The 19378-nt window shown below is 70.6% G+C and carries 15 protein-coding genes; 12 read left to right on the plus strand and 3 right to left on the minus strand.

Translation table 11 applies throughout. The annotated features are described in order from the left end of the window. Positions 1–126: 126 nt before the first annotated feature. From ACZ562_RS33305 to ACZ562_RS33315, 3 genes are all read left to right on the plus strand, one after another. Entirely contained in the window at positions 127–531 is a 405-nt protein-coding gene (locus ACZ562_RS33305; RefSeq protein WP_471186995.1) for a pyrophosphohydrolase domain-containing protein, read from the plus strand. A gap of 208 nt (positions 532–739) precedes the next feature. Then, positions 740–2263: a tRNA (N6-isopentenyl adenosine(37)-C2)-methylthiotransferase MiaB gene (gene miaB, locus ACZ562_RS33310; protein ID WP_471186998.1), complete on the plus strand. Its 1524-nt coding sequence runs from the start codon at positions 740–742 to the stop codon at positions 2261–2263. Positions 2264–2338: 75 nt separating this feature from the next. Then, positions 2339–3079 (plus strand): class III extradiol dioxygenase subunit B-like domain-containing protein, encoded by a 741-nt coding sequence (locus tag ACZ562_RS33315; RefSeq protein WP_471187001.1) that lies wholly within the window; start codon positions 2339–2341, stop codon positions 3077–3079. Positions 3080–3182: 103 nt separating this feature from the next. Here the strand turns inward: ACZ562_RS33315 and ACZ562_RS33320 are convergent, their stop codons facing one another. Both ACZ562_RS33320 and ACZ562_RS33325 read right to left on the minus strand, forming a co-directional pair. Continuing rightward, positions 3183–3449: an antitoxin gene (locus ACZ562_RS33320; protein WP_471187004.1), complete on the minus strand. Its 267-nt coding sequence runs from the start codon at positions 3447–3449 to the stop codon at positions 3183–3185. A 24-nt stretch (positions 3450–3473) separates the two neighbouring features. Further along, positions 3474–3713 carry a hypothetical protein gene (locus tag ACZ562_RS33325; protein WP_471187007.1) on the minus strand — a complete coding sequence of 80 codons (240 nt, stop codon included), beginning with the start codon at positions 3711–3713 and terminating at the stop codon, positions 3474–3476. Positions 3714–3896: 183 nt separating this feature from the next. Between ACZ562_RS33325 and miaA the strand changes: the two genes are divergently transcribed. From miaA to hflX, 6 genes are all read left to right on the plus strand, one after another. Next, positions 3897–4835: a tRNA (adenosine(37)-N6)-dimethylallyltransferase MiaA gene (gene miaA, locus ACZ562_RS33330; RefSeq protein WP_471187010.1), complete on the plus strand. Its 939-nt coding sequence runs from the start codon at positions 3897–3899 to the stop codon at positions 4833–4835. A 108-nt stretch (positions 4836–4943) separates the two neighbouring features. Continuing rightward, on the plus strand, positions 4944–5447 hold the full coding sequence (locus ACZ562_RS33335) for a hypothetical protein (RefSeq protein ID WP_471187104.1): 504 nt from the start codon (positions 4944–4946) through the stop codon (positions 5445–5447). 46 nt (positions 5448–5493) lie between these two features. Further along, a complete protein-coding gene (gene dapF / locus ACZ562_RS33340) occupies positions 5494–6360 on the plus strand; it encodes a diaminopimelate epimerase (RefSeq protein WP_471187013.1) in 867 nt (288 codons plus the stop codon). Positions 6361–6570: 210 nt separating this feature from the next. Next, a complete protein-coding gene (locus tag ACZ562_RS33345) occupies positions 6571–8727 on the plus strand; it encodes a RelA/SpoT family protein (RefSeq protein WP_471187016.1) in 2157 nt (718 codons plus the stop codon). Positions 8728–8845: 118 nt separating this feature from the next. After that, positions 8846–10333, plus strand: coding sequence for a M1 family metallopeptidase (locus ACZ562_RS33350; RefSeq protein WP_471187019.1), 1488 nt, complete (start codon positions 8846–8848; stop codon positions 10331–10333). 134 nt (positions 10334–10467) lie between these two features. Then, positions 10468–11961, plus strand: coding sequence for a GTPase HflX (gene hflX, locus ACZ562_RS33355; protein ID WP_471187022.1), 1494 nt, complete (start codon positions 10468–10470; stop codon positions 11959–11961). An 81-nt stretch (positions 11962–12042) separates the two neighbouring features. On the opposite strand, the gene ACZ562_RS33360 is transcribed toward hflX, so the two are convergent. Next, the gene (locus ACZ562_RS33360) at positions 12043–13278 is read right to left on the minus strand and encodes a trypsin-like serine peptidase (RefSeq protein WP_471187025.1); all 1236 of its coding nucleotides are present in this window, start codon (positions 13276–13278) and stop codon (positions 12043–12045) included. A 655-nt stretch (positions 13279–13933) separates the two neighbouring features. On the opposite strand from ACZ562_RS33360, the gene ACZ562_RS33365 reads away from it, so the two are divergent. The 3 genes from ACZ562_RS33365 to ACZ562_RS33375 all read left to right on the plus strand — a co-directional run bounded on the left by ACZ562_RS33365 (position 13934) and on the right by ACZ562_RS33375 (position 19249). Then, positions 13934–15898 carry an IucA/IucC family protein gene (locus ACZ562_RS33365; protein ID WP_471187027.1) on the plus strand — a complete coding sequence of 655 codons (1965 nt, stop codon included), beginning with the start codon at positions 13934–13936 and terminating at the stop codon, positions 15896–15898. A gap of 167 nt (positions 15899–16065) precedes the next feature. Beyond that, the gene (locus ACZ562_RS33370) at positions 16066–16908 is read left to right on the plus strand and encodes a GNAT family N-acetyltransferase (RefSeq protein WP_471187030.1); all 843 of its coding nucleotides are present in this window, start codon (positions 16066–16068) and stop codon (positions 16906–16908) included. Between the two features lie 361 nt (positions 16909–17269). Continuing rightward, positions 17270–19249, plus strand: coding sequence for an ATP-dependent DNA helicase (locus ACZ562_RS33375; RefSeq protein ID WP_471187033.1), 1980 nt, complete (start codon positions 17270–17272; stop codon positions 19247–19249). Positions 19250–19378: the final 129 nt, after the last annotated feature.

A 19378-nucleotide genomic window follows, 5' to 3' on the forward strand; every position in this document is an offset into this window, starting at 1 on the left:
TCGCCGCACCGGCCGAAAGCCCACGTACGTCCAGTACGAGGACTTCCGGCCGGCACGCCGAGAGCACGCACCGGACGCCGTTCCTTGACGGGCAAACCTTGGCTGACGCGGCACTAGAGTCGCCGCATGAGCTCATCGCCCGCCGACCTGGTCCGTGAATTCCACCTCGCCACCGGGCTGGACGCCCGCAGCACGCCGACGGAGGTCTCGCCGGCACTGGCCGCTCACCGCGGTGAACTGCTGGCCGAGGAGGCCGCGGAGGTCGCCGAGGTCGTGCTGACCGGCCCACTCGACAGACTCGCGCACGAACTCGCCGACGTCGTCTACGTCGCCTACGGCACGGCCCTGGTGCACGGGATCGACCTCGACGCGGTGATCGCCGAGATCCACCGCTCCAACATGACCAAGCTCGGCCCCGACGGCCGCGTGGCCCGCCGGGCGGACGGCAAGGTCCTCAAGGGCGACCACTACGAGGCGCCCGACGTGTCGGCCGTACTGCGCCGCCAGGGATGGGCTCCCGGCGGCGCGTGACGGCTTGACGCGTACCCGCGGCCCTACGGTGTCCCCGCCAGTTCCCACTCGCGGTGCAAGTACCAGCGAGTAACAGTGCCGGACCATGCCAGCTCGGGCGCGCCGGAATTTCACGTTCCGCCCACGGTTCGATGTGACGTGGACCACGGCATGTGCGGCGGGAACTCATCCGACAGGAGCCGCCTCCGGCACCGCCTACCCTTGTCACATGAGCAGCAGCGACCGGAGCCGGGCAGTGGGCGTCAAGACCTACGAAGTGCGCACCTACGGGTGCCAGATGAACGTCCACGATTCCGAGCGATTGTCCGGGCTGCTCGAAGAGGCCGGTTACGTGCGCGCGCCCGAAGGGGCGGACGGCGACGCGGACGTCGTGGTGTTCAACACCTGCGCCGTACGCGAGAACGCCGACAACCGGCTCTACGGCAATCTCGGCCGCCTCGCCCCGAAGAAGGCATCGCGGCCCGGTATGCAGATCGCGGTCGGCGGCTGTCTCGCGCAGAAGGACCGCGACACCATCGTGCAGCGCGCGCCCTGGGTGGACGTCGTCTTCGGCACGCACAACATCGGCAAGCTGCCGGTGCTGCTGGAGCGCGCCCGGGTGCAGGAGGAGGCGCAGGTCGAGATCGCCGAGTCGCTCGAGGCCTTCCCCTCCACGCTGCCCACCCGCCGGGAGAGCGCGTACGCCGCCTGGGTCTCGATCTCGGTCGGCTGCAACAACACCTGCACCTTCTGCATCGTCCCGGCGCTGCGCGGCAAGGAGAAGGACCGTCGCACCGGCGACATCCTCGCCGAGATCGAGGCACTGGTCTCGGAGGGCGTCTCCGAGATCACCCTGCTCGGCCAGAACGTCAACGCGTACGGCTCCGACATCGGCGACCGCGAGGCCTTCAGCAAGCTGCTGCGGGCCTGCGGTGGCATCGACGGGCTGGAGCGCGTCCGCTTCACCTCCCCGCATCCGCGCGACTTCACGGACGACGTGATCGCGGCCATGGCGGAGACCCCGAACGTCATGCCGCAGCTGCACATGCCCCTGCAGTCCGGTTCGGACACGGTTCTGAAGGCGATGCGCCGCTCGTACCGGCAGGAGCGCTACCTCGGGATCATCGAGAAGGTGCGCGCCGCCATCCCGCACGCGGCGATCACCACCGACATCATCGTGGGCTTCCCCGGCGAGACCGAGGAGGACTTCGAGCAGACCCTGCGCGTCGTCCGGGAGGCCCGGTTCGCGCAGGCCTTCACCTTCCAGTACTCCAAGCGCCCCGGCACACCGGCCGCGACCATGGAGAACCAGATCCCCAAGGAGGTCGTCCAGGCGCGCTACGAGCGTCTCGTCGCCCTCCAGGAGGAGGTCTCGTGGGAGGAGAACAAGAAGCAGGTGGGCCGCACGCTCGAGCTGATGGTCGCCGAGGGCGAGGGCCGCAAGGACGGCGCCACCCACCGCCTCTCCGGCCGCGCACCCGACAACCGCCTGGTCCACTTCACCAAGCCGGACGAGCAGGTCCGCCCCGGTGACGTGGTCACGGTCGAGATCACGTACGCCGCCCCGCACCACCTTCTCGCCGAAGGCCAGGTGCTGAACGTGCGCCCCACGCGCGCGGGTGACGCGTGGGAGAAGCGGAACATCGAGAAGGCCGAGGCCGGCAAGCCGGCGGGCGTGATGCTGGGCCTGCCGAAGATCGGTGCACCGGCTCCGCTGCCGGTGGCCACGGGGAGCGGATGCGGCTGCGACTGACAGGACAGCCGGCGATCGGCCGTCGATAACCCCTGCGCTGCCCGTAACCGTTCCAGCGGAGTTACCCTGCCGATCATGCTTGTCGCCGCCGCAGTCTGCCCCTGTCCACCCCTTCTCGTACCTGCGGTCGCCGCGGGCGCCGCAGCCGAGCTGAACGCGGCGCGCGCCGCCTGCGCGGACGCGCTCGGTGTGCTAGCCGCCGCCCGTCCCGACCGGCTCGTGGTCGTCGGGCCCGCGGAGCAGAGCGGGCGCGGGACTCACCCGGAGGGGACGCGCGGCTCGTTCCGCGGCTTCGGCGTGGAACTGGACGTACGGCTGGGCGCGGACCAGGGGACCGGACGGCCGGGTGCGGACGACGGCACCGCGTCCGAGCGCGAGCTTCCGCCCTCGCTCGCCGTGGCCGCGTGGCTGCTGGAGCGGGCAGGCTGGGCGGATGCCCCGATCGAGGGAATCGGGGTGGGGGAACCTCTCGCAGCCGAGCGGTGTACTGACATGGGAAGGGAAATCGCCGCGCAAGCCGAGCGCGTGGCGCTGCTGGTGATGGGGGACGCCAGCGCATGCCGGACTCTCAAGGCGCCGGGGTATCTCGACGAGCGGGCGGCACCCTTCGACGCGGAGGTCGCGCGTGCGCTCGGGGCGGCGGACGTGGCGGCTCTCCAGGCGCTGGACGCCGACCTGGCGTACGAGCTGAAAGTGTCGGGCCGGGCCCCCTGGCAGGTCCTCGCCGGTGCCGCCGAGGGCGCGGATCTCGGCGGGGCGCTGCTGTACGACGACGCGCCGTACGGCGTGGGGTACGTGGTCGCGGCCTGGTCGTAGAGGCGGACAACCCGGCGCGAAGTCCACGACGGGCGGCGCCGGTGACGCGGCGGACGGCCGGGAGCTGGATGCTCCGCGGCCGTCCGGCGATGTGCCGTGCCGTTCAGGAAGCCGGCGGCGGCGAGGCAGGCGGCGTCGTGCCGCCCCGCTCCTGCCCGGTGTGTCTGTGCGCGAGTCGGTCCATGGCGCCCTTGGCCTTGCCCGTGCCCGTATGGATCTTGTCGCGGTACTTGCCCTTGGTCTTCTTGTCAACGACCTCCGCGGCCTTGTCGAGACCGTGCGAGATCTTGCCCCCGTGCTGCTGCGCGAGGCCGGAGACCTTGCCCTTGGCCGGGCCGAGCTTGGCCTTCAAGTCGTTCATCAGACCCATGGTTCACCTTCCCACGCGGGGCGGTTACGTGCGGGCGCCCTCAACGGCCTCGCTGTCGGCCGCCTTCTCGGCGGACTTCTGCTTGGGAATCTCGACGCCTTCGTCGGCGGCGGTCTCTCCGGCCTCCGCGGCCGTCGACTCCTTCGCCGTCCCGGCCTCGGCCGACCCCTTCGCCTCAGCCGCCTTTGCATCGGCCTGAGCCTCGGCGGCCTGCGCCTCCTCCGTAGCCTTCGACCTCCGGAAAAGTCGTGCCAAAACGCCCATATCCACTCCATACGTTACTCGTGCGGGCGAAATCCCGCGTTGTCCGGTGCGCCCGTTTGCGTCGCCCCGGGGCGCCGCCTCCCCAAACCGGCGGCGCAAACCTCGGAACTGGCAACGACCCCGGACGCGCGCCGTCACGTAACTCGTTCGAGGCCACGGCCGGAGGTTTGCGAGACTGGGGCGGTGAGCAGCGCACCCCTCGCCCCCCGAGTCATCGCCGTCGTCGGACCCACCGCCGCGGGAAAGTCCGATCTGGGAGTTTTCCTGGCCCAGCAGCTCGGCGGCGAGGTCGTCAACGCCGACTCCATGCAGCTCTACCGAGGGATGGACATCGGTACGGCCAAGCTGACGCCCGAGGAGCGCGGCGGCGTCCCGCACCACCTGCTGGACATCTGGGACGTGAAGGTCACCGCGTCCGTCGCCGAGTACCAGCGGCTCGCCCGGGAGCGGATCGACGCCCTGCTCGCCGAGGGGCGCTGGCCGATCCTGGTCGGCGGCTCCGGCCTGTACGTCCGCGGGGCCGTGGACAACCTGGAGTTCCCCGGCACCGACCCCGAGGTCAGGGCCCGGCTGGAGAAGGAGCTCACACTGCGGGGCTCCGGAGCGCTGCACGCCCGGCTGGCCGCCGCCGACCCCGAGGCCGCCCGGGCCATCCTGCACGGCAACGGCCGCCGTATCGTCCGGGCCCTCGAGGTGATCGAGATCACGGGCAAGCCCTTCACCGCCAACCTCCCGGGTCACGACTCCGTTTACGACACCGTTCAGATCGGTGTGGACGTGGCCCGCCCCGAGCTCGACGAGCGCATCGCGCGCCGGGTCGACCGGATGTGGGATGCCGGGCTGGTGGAGGAAGTGCGCTCGCTCGCGGCGCAGGGGCTCCGCGCGGGGCGTACCGCCTCGCGCGCGCTCGGCTACCAGCAGGTACTCACGGCGCTCGCCGGGGAGTGCACGCTCGAAGAGGCGCGGGCCGAGACCGTACGGGCCACCAAACGCTTCGCGCGCCGTCAGGATTCGTGGTTCAGGCGCGACCCGCGGGTGCACTGGTTGAGTGGGGCTGCGGCGGACCTCACAGAACTTCCGCAGCTCGCACTGACGTTGGTCGCACGACCGGTCACAGCCTGATCACGTCATGGCATCGGGACGCTCAGGCCGCCGTCCGGCCCTCCGGTGCCATGCCATCATCGAGCTTCGATCGACCAAGTGGAGTCCTAGTTGGGAGGGCGCGTGGCGATGGAGGCCGGCCCTCGCGACACCGCACAAGGCACCGAGCACGTCACCACCGACAGCGGTGAACCGCAGCGGGACGACGACCGTCTGAGCCCCGACGGGCCCGACGACACACAAGGTGGCGTGACCGCCGACGGCCCCGAGCCGGAGGAGATGTTCGCGAGCGGCCCCGAGGTCGAGGTCGAACTGCGTCCGCAGCGTCGGCTGCGCATCTGGCAGCTCGCGCCCATCGTCGCCCTCGCCGCGGTCGGCTCCCTGATGTTCGCCTTCCCGCTGGCCTTCGACTTCGGCGACAGCGGCGCCGTGATCGCCATGCTGGGCCTGCTGATCTGCTCGTGCGCGGCCGGCTGGGGCATGACGGCCGCCCGTCGCGTGGGCCACACCTGGCCCGGCCTGCCGCAGCGCGGCTCGGGGCGGCGCGCGGACTGGCGGGTCGTGATCGCGTACGTCGTGATGGTCGCCGCGGTGGTCGTGCTGGCCGTCTGGCGCGTGGCCCGCCTGCGCTGACGCGACCGGCACCCGACCTGTCGTACCCACCCCGTACGATCGAGGAATGAGCACGCGGATCGCCTTCCTCAAGGGTCACGGCACCGAGAACGACTTCGTGATCGTCCCCGACCCGGAGAACGTCATCGACCTGCCCCCGGCCGCAGTCGCCGCCCTGTGCGATCGCCGCGCGGGCATCGGCGGTGACGGGCTGCTGCACGTCGTGCGGTCCGCCGCGCACCCCGAGGCCGAGGAGATGGCGGCCGAGGCGGAGTGGTTCATGGACTACCGCAACGGCGACGGCTCCGTCGCGGAGATGTGCGGCAACGGCGTGCGGGTGTTCGCGCACTACCTCCAGCGCGCCGGGTACGCCGGAGGGGGCGACCTCGCGGTCGCTACGCGCGGGGGTGTCAAGGCGGTGCACATCGCGAAGGACGGCGCCATCACCGTCGGCATGGGCAAGGCCCGCCTCCCCGAGGGCGACATCACGGTGAGCGTCGGCGAGCGCAGCTGGCCCGCGCGGAACGTGAACATGGGCAACCCCCATGCGGTCGCCTTCGTGGACGACCTCGCGCACGCCGGAGACCTGTTCTCCCCGCCGCCCGTCAGCCCGGCCACCGCCTACCCGGACGGGGTGAACGTCGAGTTCGTGGTCGACCGCGGCCCCCGGCACGTCGCCCTGCGGGTGCACGAGCGCGGCGCCGCCGAGACCCGCTCGTGCGGCACGGGCGCGTGTGCCGTGGCCGTGGCCGCGGCCCGCCGGGACGACGCCGACCCGGCCGTCACCGGGACACCGGCGACGTACACCGTCGATGTGCCCGGCGGCACGCTGGTGATCACCGAGCGGCCGGACGGCGAGATCGAGATGACCGGCCCCGCGGTGATCGTCGCCGAAGGCGAGATCGACGCGGAGTGGCTGGACAGTGCTCGCTGAGACGATCGCAGGACGCGAAGTGCGAAATCGTAAACCTGGAAACCTACGCTCGATTGGGTGATCCTTTTCACGCTCGGCAAGAGGCGGTCAGCCGCACGTGATGGGCTCGGTAGCATCAAGCACCGGCCCGGACGGGGGATCGAAGCCGTCCCCCGAGCCGTGTCCGCCCTGGGGCACCCCGTCCGCCGGTCCACGCAGCCGGAGGTGCCCATGAGCGCGGAGGCCACGAACCCTGCGAGCCCAGGCCCTGTCGCCCCGACAGTGCCCCGCAGGAAGGCCCGCCCCCGGATCGACCTGCGCCGCCTCGGCCGGGCCGCGCTGCTCGGCCCCGCCGGCCGCGACCGGCTGCCCGACGCCATCGGTCATGTGGCCGAGGCGCACCGCGCCCACCATCCCGACGCCGATCTGGAACCCCTGCGCCGGGCCTACGTCCTGGCCGAGTCCTCGCACCGCGGGCAGATGCGCAAGAGCGGCGAGCCGTACATCACGCACCCGCTCGCCGTGACCCTCATCCTCGCCGAACTCGGCGCGGAGACCACAACCTTGACGGCCTCTCTGCTCCACGACACCGTCGAGGACACCGATGTGACCCTCGATCAGGTCGGCGAGCAGTTCGGCGCCGAGGTCCGCTATCTGGTCGACGGCGTAACGAAGTTGGAGAAGGTCGACTACGGCGCCGCCGCCGAGCCCGAGACATTCCGCAAGATGCTCGTCGCCACCGGCAACGACGTCCGTGTGATGTCGATCAAGCTCGCCGACCGGCTGCACAACATGCGGACCCTCGGGGTGATGCGCCCCGAGAAACAGGCCCGCATCGCCAAAGTGACCCGGGACGTGCTCATTCCGCTCGCCGAACGGCTCGGTGTCCAGGCGCTCAAGACCGAACTGGAAGACCTCGTCTTCGCGATCCTGCATCCCGAGGAGTACGCGCACACGCGGGAACTGATCGTCGACAACACCGCCCGCAGTGACGACCCGCTCGCCGAGATCGCCGACGAGGTGCGCGGCGTCCTGCGCGACGCCGACATCCAGGCCGAAGTCCTCATCCGGCCGCGCCACTTCGTCTCCATGCACCGCGTGGCCCGAAAGCGGGGCCGGCTGCGCGGCTGCGACTTCGGGCGGGTGCTGGTGCTGGTGAACGAGGACGCGGACTGTTACGGCGTCCTGGGTGAACTGCACACCTGTATGACGCCCGTCGTCTCGGAGTTCAAGGACTTCATCGCCGTCCCCAAGTTCAACCTGTACCAGTCGCTGCACACCGCGGTGGCCCGCGCGGACGGCCAGGTCGCCGAAGTCCTCATCCGCACCCACCAGATGCACAAGGTCGCAGAGGCCGGAGTCGTCGCGCTCGGCAATCCCTACGCACCTCCTTCGGAGGAGCAGACCCCGGCCGACGGCGAGCGCGTCGACCCCACCCGCCCCGGATGGCTCTCCCGCCTCCTCGACTGGCAGGAGGCCGCGCCCGACCCGGACACGTTCTGGTCCACCCTGCGTGAGGACCTCGCACAGGACCGTGAGATCACCGTCTTCCGGCCCGACGGCGGCACGCTGGGCCTGCCCGAGGGCGCGACCTGCGTGGATGCCGCGTACGCGCAGTACGGCGAGGACGCGCACGCGTGCATCGGCGCCCGCGTCAACGGCCGTCTGGCGACGCTGAGCACGGTCCTGAAGGACGGCGACACGGTTCAGCTCCTCATGGGCCAGGACCCCGCTTCCGAGCCTTCCAGCAAGTGGCTGGAGCACGCGCACACACCGGGCGCACGGATCTCCATCCAGCGGTGGCTCGCGACGCATCCGGCGGCCGCCGACCCGGACGAGGCTTCACTCGTACGGGCACAGCAGACCGAGCGCCGGCCTCAGGCACAGCAGACCGAGGCACCGCCCCGGCCCGCCCCCGACGGCCCCGCCGCGCGCCCCGGCGCCGCGAACGCCGTCGTCGACCTGCCCGACGCAACCGTTCGGCTGGCCCGGTGCTGCACGCCCGTACCGCCCGACGAGATCACCGGGTTCGCCGTCCGCGGGAGAGTGGTGACCGTCCATCGGGTCGAGTGCCCCGGGGTGGCGAGCATGAAGAGCGGGGGGCGTGCGGAGGTCGACGTGCGCTGGGGGGACACCACCGCATGCCGGGTCACCCTGTTCGCCGAATCGTTCGGCCGCCCGCATCTGCTCGCCGACCTCACCGAAGCCATGGCCCTCGAAGGCGCCGAGATCGTCTCGGCGACCGTAGAACCCCCGAGCCAGCAGCGCGTACGCCACACCTACACGGTCCAGCTCCCGGACGCGGCACTCCTGCCCGCCCTCATGCGGGCCATGCGCAATGTGCCCGGGGTGTACGACGTGAGCCGGGCGCAGACACCCGCTGTGTGAGGCGCGCGCCGACCGAGATGCGCCGCACGCGGCAGACGGGACCGCCCGCGGTACCCGTTCGAGTGGGCCGGGAGCGCGTCGCCGCCCTACCGGACGCGCGCGCTGGTAGCGGTGGTCCATGCTGCTCACCCTCCGCACCCGGGCACCCCGCCGCCCACGGCTCAAGGCGGCGGCACTGCTCGCCTCGGCCGTCTCCGTCTGCGTTCTCGCCGCGAGCGCGCCCGCCGTCCCGCTCGGCGTCGGCGACCGTCTCTTCCCCCAGCTGGGCAACCCCGGCTACGACGTGGCGTCGTACGACCTCGCCTTCACCTACTCCGGCGCCAACGACAAGCCCCTCGAGGCGGTCACGACCATCGACGCCTGGACCACCACCGCTCTGGACCGCGTCAACCTCGACTTCGCGCACGGTGACGTCGAGTCGGTCGAGGTCGACGGTGAGCCCGCCGCGTTCGCCGGCGCCGGCGAGGACCTCGTCATCACGCCCGACGAGCCGCTGCCCGGCGGCAGCTGGATGCGGATCACCGTCCGGCACACCAGCGACCCCGTCCCTCCGGACGGCCGCGACGGCGGCTGGGTGCGGACCGTGGACGGCCTGGCCATGGCCAACCAGGCCGACGCCGCCCACCTGGTGTTCCCGTGCAACGACCACCCCTCCGACAAGGCGATGTTCACCATCCGGGTCACCGCGCCCAACGCGTACACGGCCGTCGCGGGAGGTCTGGCGGCCGGCGTCGAGGCCGTCGGCCCGACGACCACCTGGACGTACCGCACCCAGCACCCCATGGCCACCGAGCTCGCCCAGGTGTCCATCGGCCGCTCCGCCGTGGTGCGACGCACGGGACCGCACGGACTGCCCGTACGGGACGTCGTACCCGCCGGGGACCGCACCCTGCTGGAACCGTGGCTGAAGAAGACACCCGACCAGATCGCCTGGATGGAGAGCAAGGTCGGGCCGTACCCCTTCGAGACGTACGGCGTGCTCATGGCCGAGGCGACCACCGGGTTCGAACTGGAGACGCAGACGCTCGCCCTCTTCGAGAAGGACCTGTTCACCGAGCCCGCCTACCCCGAGTGGTACGTCGAGTCGATCATGGTGCACGAGCTGTCCCACCAGTGGTTCGGCGACAGTGTCAGCCCACGCTCCTGGTCCGACCTGTGGCTCAACGAAGGGCACGCCACCTGGTACGAGGCCCTGTACGCGGAAGAGAAGGCCGGCAAGCCCATGGAGGCGCGGATGAAGGCGGCGTACGGCGCCTCCGACGGCTGGCGCGCCGCCGGCGGCCCGCCCGCCGCCCCCGAGGCACCCGAGCCGGGCCAGAAGATCAGCATCTTCCGGCCGAGCGTCTACGACGGAGCCGCACTCGTCCTGTACGCCCTGCGCCAGGAGATCGGCCGCCCGGACTTCGAGCGCCTCGAACGGGCCTGGGTGAACACGCACCGAGACAGCACGGCCACCACCGCGGACTTCGCACGGCTCGCCTCGCAGGTCTCCGGACGCGACCTCGGTGGCTTCTTCCAGGCCTGGCTGTACGGCGAGAAGACCCCGCCGATGCCCGGCCACCCGGACTGGAAGTCGGCGCCACCGGCCGCGCAGGCCCCGAAATAAGGCGGTGACGAGACGGGGCGTACCGTGCGACCATCGTGAGGTCGGCGCGGCACGGGACACGGGAATCTCCCGGGGCACTCGTGCGTTGTCCCCGATGACCGCCGAATCGGAATCGCCATCGACGTAAGGACCCAATGACCTCCTCTTCATCCCCTTCCCAGGACACTGAGCGCTCCGCGCACGCCTACCCCGAAGGTTTTCGGGCCGATGCCCTGATGGAAGAGGACGTCGCCTGGAGCCACGAGATCGACGGAGAGCGGGACGGCGACCAGTTCGACCGCTCGGAGCGCGCGGCCCTGCGCCGCGTGGCCGGCCTCTCCACCGAACTCGAGGACGTCACCGAGGTCGAGTACCGCCAGCTCCGCCTGGAGCGGGTCGTCCTCGTCGGCGTCTGGACCTCGGGGACCGCGCAGGACGCGGAGAACTCCCTCGCGGAGCTCGCCGCCCTCGCGGAGACCGCGGGGGCGCTCGTGCTCGACGGCGTGATCCAGCGCCGCGACAAGCCCGACGCTGCGACCTACATCGGTTCCGGCAAGGCGAACGAGCTGCGGGACATCGTCCTCGAATCTGGTGCGGACACCGTCATCTGCGACGGTGAGCTCAGCCCGGGCCAGCTCATCCACCTCGAAGACGTCGTCAAGGTCAAGGTCATCGACCGCACGGCCCTGATCCTCGACATCTTCGCCCAGCACGCCAAGTCCCGAGAGGGCAAGGCGCAGGTCGCGCTCGCTCAGATGCAGTACATGCTGCCGAGGCTGCGCGGATGGGGTCAGTCGCTGTCCCGTCAGATGGGCGGCGGCAAGGGCGGCGGCCTCGCCACCCGTGGCCCCGGTGAGACCAAGATCGAGACGGACCGGCGTCGGATCCGCGAGAAGATGGCGAAGATGCGCCGGGAGATCGCGGAGATGAAGACCGGCCGCGAGATCAAGCGCCAGGAGCGCCGGCGCAACAAGGTGCCCTCGGTCGCCATCGCCGGCTACACCAACGCCGGCAAGTCCTCGCTGCTGAACCGGCTGACCGGCGCGGGCGTCCTTGTCGAGAACGCCCTGTTCGCGACCCTCGACCCGACCGTGCGCCGGGCCGAGACACCGAGCGGCCGACTGTACACACTGGCCGACACGGTCGGCTTTGTCCGGCACCTGCCGCACCACCTGGTCGAGGCGTTCCGCTCCACGATGGAGGAGGTCGGTGACTCCGATCTGATCCTGCACGTCGTGGACGGCTCGCACCCGGCTCCGGACGAGCAGCTGGCCGCCGTGCGCGAGGTGATCAGGGACGTCGGCGCCACGGACGTGCCCGAGATCGTCGTGATCAACAAGGCCGACGCCGCCGACCCGCTGGTGCTCCAGCGGCTCCTGCGGATCGAGAAGCGTTCGATCGCGGTCTCGGCCCGCACCGGCCTGGGCATCGACGAGCTGCTCGCGCTCATCGACAACGAGCTGCCGCGGCCTTCGGTCGAGATCGAGGCGCTCGTGCCGTACACCCACGGCAAGCTGGTCGCCCGTGCTCACACCGAGGGCGAGGTGATCTCCGAGGAACACACCCCGGAGGGCACGCTGCTCAAGGCGCGGGTGCATGAGGAACTGGCGGCGGATCTCGCGCCGTATGTACCGGCTTCGCTCGCCTGAGTCGTCACACGACCGGAAGGCCCGCCCGCAGGGCGGGCCTTCCGGTCTGTGCGGGTCACTGCCCGCCGTACGTCCTGCTCATCACTGACCTGCGAACTTCTCGCTCACAGAGTCGTACACGCCCTTGGCCACCTCACCCAGCCGCGGGCCGGCCAGCCAACCCGAGGTCACCGGGCCGATCGAGGTGTTGGACACGAGCGCCGGCTCACCGTCCGAGCCCGTCGCGACCCAGCCGCCGCCGGACGAACCGCCGGTCATGGTGCAGCCGATGCGGTACATCGTCGGGTCCGAAGCGCTGATCGACAGCCGCCCCGGCTTGTCCTGGCACTGGTACAGCGTCTGCCCGTCGTACGGCGGCGCGGCCGGGTAGCCGGTGGCCGTGATGGCGTCCACCTTCGTCACGGCCGGGGCGTCGAAGTCCACCGGCAGCGCCGAACCGACCGTCTCCTCCAGGGACTTGCCCTCGCTGCCCTTCTCCGGCGTGACATGGATGACCGCGAAGTCGTACGCGGCACCGTCCCCGCCCGTCGAACCACCGTTCTCGATCCACTGGTCCGAGGTCTGCGCCCAGTCACCCCACCAGACGCCGTACGGAGCGACCTGCTCCTTGGTGGCGTCCTGCAACTGCTCGGCCGTCTCGCCCGCGTTGTTGTACGACGGCACGAACGCGATGTTGCGGTACCAGCCGCCCTTCTTGCCGGCGTGCACACAGTGGCCCGCCGTCCACACCAGGTTGGACTTGCCGGGGTGGGCCGGATCCTGCACGACCGTCGCCGAGCAGACCATCGTGCCTTCGGGGGAGTCGAAGAACACCTTGCCCGCCTCGGGGGCGTTGGCATGGTACGTGGGCGGCACGGCCTTCGCATCCACCGGCTCGGGCGCCGGATCGGTCACACCCTGGTCATCGGAGAGATCGTTCTCGTCCACGCCCTGGTCCGGGTCGTCGGCGTCGCGCATCCGGTCCGGGTCCCACAGGCCCTCGATGATCGGGTTGATGTAGTCCTGGGCCTCGCGCAGCCAGTCGTCCCTGTCCCAGTTCTTCCAGGCGCCGTTCTTCCACTTGTCGATGTCGATCCCGTGCTCTTCGAGCTTGTCCTTGATGTCGTCCGGGATCGTGAACTTGCCGTCGTCGCCGGTCGTGGCCGAGGCGGAGGCCTGGCCGTCGGCCTGGCTGTCGCCCGACTCGCAGGCGGTGGCGGTGAGCGCGAGCGCCGAAGCGAGCGCTACAGCGGCCAGTGCCGGGGAGGTTCTGCGGCGCGCGCCCCTTCCCCCGCGACTCTCCCCGCGAGCGGTGAACGACGGCCGTATGGATCGCATGATCTGACTCCCCCTGGTATGGACAAACTTGGAGCTGAGGCCGCGATCTCGCCTTGATCTCACGGCAACTCTGGAACGGCACCACACACTATGCGCTCGCTGTGGGGGAGTTCCGACGGAACGGCAACGGTTCCGTCACGGCAAGGATCTTGAGGCAACCCGTAACCCGGTGAGGGGTCCGTGGTTGGTAGCGGTGGGGCGCCGGTGCCTGTATCAGATCCCCTGTGTCCAGTTGCCCAGGCGTCGCGTCGACTCAGCGGTTGTATCCGGGCAGGGAGGCGAGGGCCTGCTCGCCCGTGGACAGCAGGAGGACATTGAGCCGTGACCGTGACCGAGTCTGCGCACGGAGAGCCGTCCGGCCCCTGGCAACGGCCGTGTCCGTACCGACGTCCGAGGCGGTGGGGGTGTCCGCGGTGCGCCATGCCGCGGGGGTGCGCCGCGAGCACGATGGCGTCCTGCGGCGCCGGTCGGCAGCACGGTGACCCCGCCGAACGGTCGGGCCAGCTCAGCCACCCGTGCTCCTTCCCCTCCCGCGCCCACATGCGCGGGCCGTCACCTCGACACCCGGCGACCTGACCTGCTTCCCCGAACCGTGCTCATCTCCAGAGCCGAACGACTCGGCCCTGCGAACGCCTCAGCCCCAAGGAACTCAGCTGTGAACGCCACCCCCGGCCCTGACGGCAGTACTCCCTCACATGACCCGCGTTCCTCCGGCTCGGAGGAGGCCCGACAGTGGCAGCTCGGGCGGGACTCCTCCCGGGCCTCCCGCAGCGGAGTGACCCCACCGCAGGGAGGCGCTCCGGACGTCGAGCGGCTGCCCGGCGCCACCACCGACCTCCTCGAGCACCCGGACCCGCACACCGCAGGCGAGGCCGCGACCGTGGAGAACCTGCTGCGGTGCTGGGTACGTGAGTCGAACCTGCCGGCCCCCGACAACGGGATCCTGCGCATCCCCCTCGCTGCCAGCGGCACCGCCCTCCTTGCTCCCGTTCACTACTGGTCCCCGACGGGCTGGCACCGCTTCGGTCCCCCGTACCTCGCCGACGCCCCAGAACAGACACCACCGGCCGACGCGGTCACGGTCGCGGCGCTGCTCACCAGGGAGGCATGCGGCGGACTGGGCCCTTCCTCCACGCCCGGGACCATCGCCGGTGCGGACCTGGTGGCACGCGTAGCGGACTCTCTCCGCCGTACAGCCGCTTTCATCAGCGACCGCCGGAGACGCACTGCAGAGGAGCCCGATCTCTTCCTCGCCGCCGAACAGGCACTCGTGCTCGGACATCCGCTGCATCCGACCCCGAAGAGTCGCGAGGGCCTCTCCGAGGCCGAAGCGCGGCTGTACTCACCCGAGTTGCGCGGCTCCTTCGTCCTGCACTGGCTGGCTGTCGCTCCCTCCGTGCTCGCCACCGACTCCGCCTGGACCGAACGGGGCCGCCCCATCGCCGCTGCCCAGCTCACGGCACGCCTCGCCGAGGCCGAACTGCCGCTGCCCGACGGCTACACGGCCCTGCCGCTGCACCCGTGGCAGATGCGCGAGGTCCGACACCGTCCCGACACCGCGGCCCTGCACGACTCCGGACTGATCCGCGATCTCGGCGCCCAGGGCCCTCCCTGGCACCCCACCTCCTCCGTGCGTACTGTTCACAGGTCCGGTGCTCCGGCCATGCTCAAGCTGTCGCTCGGTCTGCGCATCACCAACTCCCGTCGGGAGAACCTCCGTAAGGAACTCCACCGCGGAGTCGAAGTGCACCGACTCCTGCACAGCGGCCTGTCCAAGCAGTGGCAGGCCGCGCACCCGGGATTCGACATCGTCCGCGACCCGGCCTGGCTCGCCGTCGACGGGCCGGACGGCAACCCTGTGCCAGGGCTCGACGTGATGATCCGGCACAACCCGTTCCACCCCTCGGACGACGTCTCCTGCGTCGCCGGACTCGTCTCGCCCCGTCCCGACGCCGGGCAGTATGCCGCCGCGAGCCGAACGGAGACGGAGCCGCCGATGCTGTGCTCCCGGCTGGCCGAGGTCGTCACGCGCCTCGCCGACCGGACCGGCCGCGCCCGCGAGGCCGTCGCCGCCGAGTGGTTCCTGCGCTACCTGGAACAGGTCGTCCGTCCGGTCCTGTGGCTGGACGCGGAGGCGGGCATCGCCCTGGAGGCGCACCAGCAGAACACACTGCTTCTGCTGGACGCCGACGGCTGGCCCTCGGGCGGCCGCTACCGCGACAACCAGGGTTACTACTTCCGTGAGTCCCGTCGAGCGGAACTCGACGCCCGGCTGCCCGGCATCGGCGAGCGCAGCAACACCTTCGTCTCCGACGAGGTCACGGACGAGCGATTCGCGTACTACCTCGCCATCAACAACGTGTTCGGACTCATCGGTGCGTTCGGCTCCCAGTCCCTGGCCGACGAAGACCTACTGCTCGCCGCCTTCCGCCACTTCCTCCACGCCGTCGTGTCGGGCCCCGCGCGGCTGCGCACCGCGTTTCCCGCCCTGCTGCTCGATTCACCCGTCCTGCGCTGCAAGGCGAACCTGCTGACCCGCCTGCACGGCCTCGACGAGCTTGTCGGCCCGGTCGACACGCAGTCCGTCTACGTCACCATCACCAACCCCCTGCACTCCTGACCCGACGGTGGGCCACCACGCGTACCGCCGCTTCCCACGGGCCTGCCTGCGCCCCCGCCGTTCCCTGTTCTGCTGACTTCTGCCTTGAGCACCACCAACCCCTTCAGCCCTGAGGACCTGAGGACCTGACCCACAGAGCCCCCTACGAGAGATTTAGGAGCGACGCCGTGCCTCCCCACGACGTGAGTCCCGACGCCGATACCGCTCCCGTCCCCGCCGCGGCCGCCGCGGCCGACATCGCCATCAGCCGGAGTCCCGTTTCGGGCGAGCGCCTTACCGGAACGGCCCACGACGTGGGCGCAGACAGTGAGGACACGCTGGACCTGCGCCTCCCCGCCGAACTCAGTGCGCTCTTCGAGGAGGTGGGAACAGACACCGGCAAACCATGGGGCCACCGAGAGGGCGCGGCGCCGTCGGTCTTCAGCCCTCATGCCGGTGACGACCTGCTCGACCGCGTTGCCGACTGGGGGTCGACCGACACCCCAGCGGGCACGTTCCAACTCGTCCCCGTATGTGTGGAACGGGACCTCGAACTCATCAGCCGGTGGATGAACGACCCCGCCGTCGCGGCGTTCTGGAAGTTGGCCGGAGCCGAGATCGTGACCGAGGAGCACGTGCGGGCGCAGGTCGCCGAAGACGGACGCAGCGTTCCGTGCCTGGGCATGCTGGAGGGCACCCCGATGAGTTACTGGGAGCTCTACCGGGCCGACCTCGACCCCCTGGCCCGTCACTATCCCGCCCGGCCTCATGACACCGGTATCCACCTCCTCATCGGCAGCGTTGCCGACCGAGGGCGGGGGCTCGGCAGCACACTGCTGAGAGCGGTGTCCGATCTCGTATTCGACAAGCGGTCCGCCTGTGCCCGCGTCGTAGCGGAACCCGACCTTCGCAACATTCCCTCCATCGCCTCCTTCTCGAGCGCGGGTTTCCGCTTCTCAGCCGAGGTCGACCTGCCCACCAAGCGGGCAGCTCTCATGGTGCGGGACCGGTACCTTCGCCCTCTGATGTAGCGCGGTGTCACTGTGCCATCACTCTGGTGCGCCGCTCGTGTCGATCCGGTGCCCACTCACGCCGAGTGGATTCAAGATCCAGCCGACTCGACCGCGACCGACTCGACCGCGACCGACTCGACCCGACCAGTCCCACCCCGTCCCACCCCGACCAATCCCACCGTGTACGGAAGCGAACCCATGCCGTTTCGAACTGAGCCATTTCGTGCACCCGGCAGCTCGAACGCAACCTCAAGTGGACCGATTCCGATCTCAACTGGACTTGATCCGATCCCCAACCGAAGCACCCGGTCTTGATCCCGCCCCTGACCCTGGCCTTGACCGCCCGTTTGTCAGTGCCGGGCCGTAGGGTGGTCGCGCTATGACGAAGCCCTCACTCCCCGAACTCCTGCATGCTGCCGTCACCGCCGTCGGCGGTACGGAGCGCCCCGGCCAGGTGACCATGGCCGAAGCCGTCGCGGAGGCGATCGACGACGGCTCCCATCTGCTGGTCCAGGCCGGCACCGGCACCGGAAAGTCGCTGGGCTACCTCGTGCCCGCGCTCGCGCACGGGGAGCGCGTCGTCGTCGCGACCGCCACCCTGGCCCTGCAGCGCCAGCTCGTCGAGCGGGATCTTCCGCGCACCGTCGAGGCGCTGCACCCGCTGCTGCGCCGCCGCCCCGAGTTCGCGATGCTCAAGGGCAGGTCCAACTACCTGTGTCTGCACCGCCTCCACGAGGGCGTACCGCAGGACGACGAGGAGGGCCTCTTCGACCAGTTCGAGGCAGCCGCTCCCACCAGCAAGCTCGGCCAGGACCTGCTGCGGCTGCGCGACTGGTCGGACGAGACGGAGAGCGGCGACCGCGACGACCTGACGCCCGGCGTCTCCGACCGCGCCTGGGCCCAGGTGTCGGTCTCGTCGCGGGAATGCCTGGGCGCCTCGAAGTGCGCGTACGGCGCCGAGTGCTTCGCCGAGATGGCTCGCGAGCGCGCCAAGCTCGCCGAGGTCGTCGTCACCAATCACGCGCTGCTCGCGATCGACGCCATCGAGGGCGCGCCGGTCCTCCCGCAGCACGAGGTGCTGATCGTGGACGAGGGGCACGAGCTGGTGTCCCGGGTCACCGGGGTCGCCACCGGTGAGCTGACCCCCGGCCAGGTCAACCGTGCGGTCCGCCGCGCCGCGAAGCTTGTCAACGAGAAGGCCGCCGACCAGCTCCAGACCGCCGCCGAGGGGTTCGAGCGCCTGATGGAGCTGGCTCTGCCCGGGCGCCTGGAGGAGATCCCGGAGGACCTCGGCTATGCGCTCATGGCGCTGCGCGACGCCGCTCGCACGGTCATCTCCGCGATCGGAACGACCCGTGACAAGTCCGTCCAGGACGAGGACGCCGTCCGCAAACAGGCGCTGGCCTCCGTGGAGACCGTGCACGACGTGGCTGAGCGGATCACGAACGGGTCCGAATGGGACGTCGTCTGGTACGAACGCCACGACCGTTTCGGTGCCTCCCTCCGTGTCGCCCCCATGTCCGTCTCGGGTCTGATGCGGGAGAAGCTCTTCGCGGACCGCTCCGTCGTTCTGACCTCCGCGACCCTGAAGCTGGGCGGCGACTTCAACGGCGTCGGCGCCTCCCTCGGACTTGCCCCCGAGGGCACGGAGGGCGACGATCTCCCGCAGTGGAAGGGGGTCGACGTCGGCTCGCCGTTCGACTACCCCAAGCAGGGCATCCTGTATGTCGCCAAGCATCTGGCGCGCCCGGCGCGGGACGGTGACCGCGCGGACATGCTCGACGAGCTCACGGAGCTGATCCAGGCGGCCGGTGGGCGCACCCTGGGCCTCTTCTCCTCGATGCGGGCAGCCCAGCTCGCTGCGGAGGAACTGCGCTCGCGCATCCCGGAGTTCCCGATCCTCCTCCAGGGCGAGGAGACCCTCGGTGAGCTGATCAAGAACTTTGCGGCCGATCCGAAGACCTGTCTCTTCGGCACGCTGTCGCTCTGGCAGGGCGTCGACGTCCCCGGCCCCAGCTGTCAGCTGGTCGTGATGGACAAGATCCCGTTCCCGCGTCCGGACGACCCTTTGATGAGCGCCCGCCAGAAAGCGGTGGAGGACGCCGGCGGCAACGGCTTCATGGCGGTAGCCGCGACCCACGCCGCGCTGCTCATGGCCCAGGGCGCCGGCCGCCTGGTACGCGCTGTGGGCGACCGAGGCGTGGTTGCCGTACTGGACCAGCGGCTGGCCACGGCACGGTACGGGGGCTATCTGAAGGCGTCACTGCCCGACTTCTGGTACACCACGGACCGCAACCAGGTCCGCAGGTCGCTGGCGGCGATCGATGCGGCGGCGCAGCGGGTGGAGGCCGACCAGTAATCCACTTCGCCGCCCTGGGGGTGGTTTTGCGGGGAGGAAGGAAAAGGGGGGGAAGGGGAGCAGGAAGGAGAAGGAGAAGAGCCGCAAAGGGAGGGCGAGCGTGGGAGGACGGGGGCCGAAGTCCGATGT

The sequence above is a fragment of the Streptomyces sp. NPDC040410 genome (genome assembly GCF_055595715.1).

Coding starts and splice junctions, on each gene's coding strand:
- ACZ562_RS33305 (WP_471186995.1), top strand. CDS start 127: ATGAGCTCATCGCCCGCCGACCTGGTCCGTGAATTCCACCTCGCCACC.
- hflX (WP_471187022.1), top strand. CDS start 10,468: ATGACCTCCTCTTCATCCCCTTCCCAGGACACTGAGCGCTCCGCGCAC.
- ACZ562_RS33325 (WP_471187007.1), bottom strand. CDS start 3,713: ATGGGCGTTTTGGCACGACTTTTCCGGAGGTCGAAGGCTACGGAGGAG.
- ACZ562_RS33315 (WP_471187001.1), top strand. CDS start 2,339: ATGCTTGTCGCCGCCGCAGTCTGCCCCTGTCCACCCCTTCTCGTACCT.
- dapF (WP_471187013.1), top strand. CDS start 5,494: ATGAGCACGCGGATCGCCTTCCTCAAGGGTCACGGCACCGAGAACGAC.
- ACZ562_RS33345 (WP_471187016.1), top strand. CDS start 6,571: ATGAGCGCGGAGGCCACGAACCCTGCGAGCCCAGGCCCTGTCGCCCCG.
- ACZ562_RS33320 (WP_471187004.1), bottom strand. CDS start 3,449: ATGGGTCTGATGAACGACTTGAAGGCCAAGCTCGGCCCGGCCAAGGGC.
- ACZ562_RS33375 (WP_471187033.1), top strand. CDS start 17,270: ATGACGAAGCCCTCACTCCCCGAACTCCTGCATGCTGCCGTCACCGCC.
- ACZ562_RS33350 (WP_471187019.1), top strand. CDS start 8,846: ATGCTGCTCACCCTCCGCACCCGGGCACCCCGCCGCCCACGGCTCAAG.
- ACZ562_RS33360 (WP_471187025.1), bottom strand. CDS start 13,278: ATGCGATCCATACGGCCGTCGTTCACCGCTCGCGGGGAGAGTCGCGGG.
- miaB (WP_471186998.1), top strand. CDS start 740: ATGAGCAGCAGCGACCGGAGCCGGGCAGTGGGCGTCAAGACCTACGAA.
- ACZ562_RS33335 (WP_471187104.1), top strand. CDS start 4,944: ATGGAGGCCGGCCCTCGCGACACCGCACAAGGCACCGAGCACGTCACC.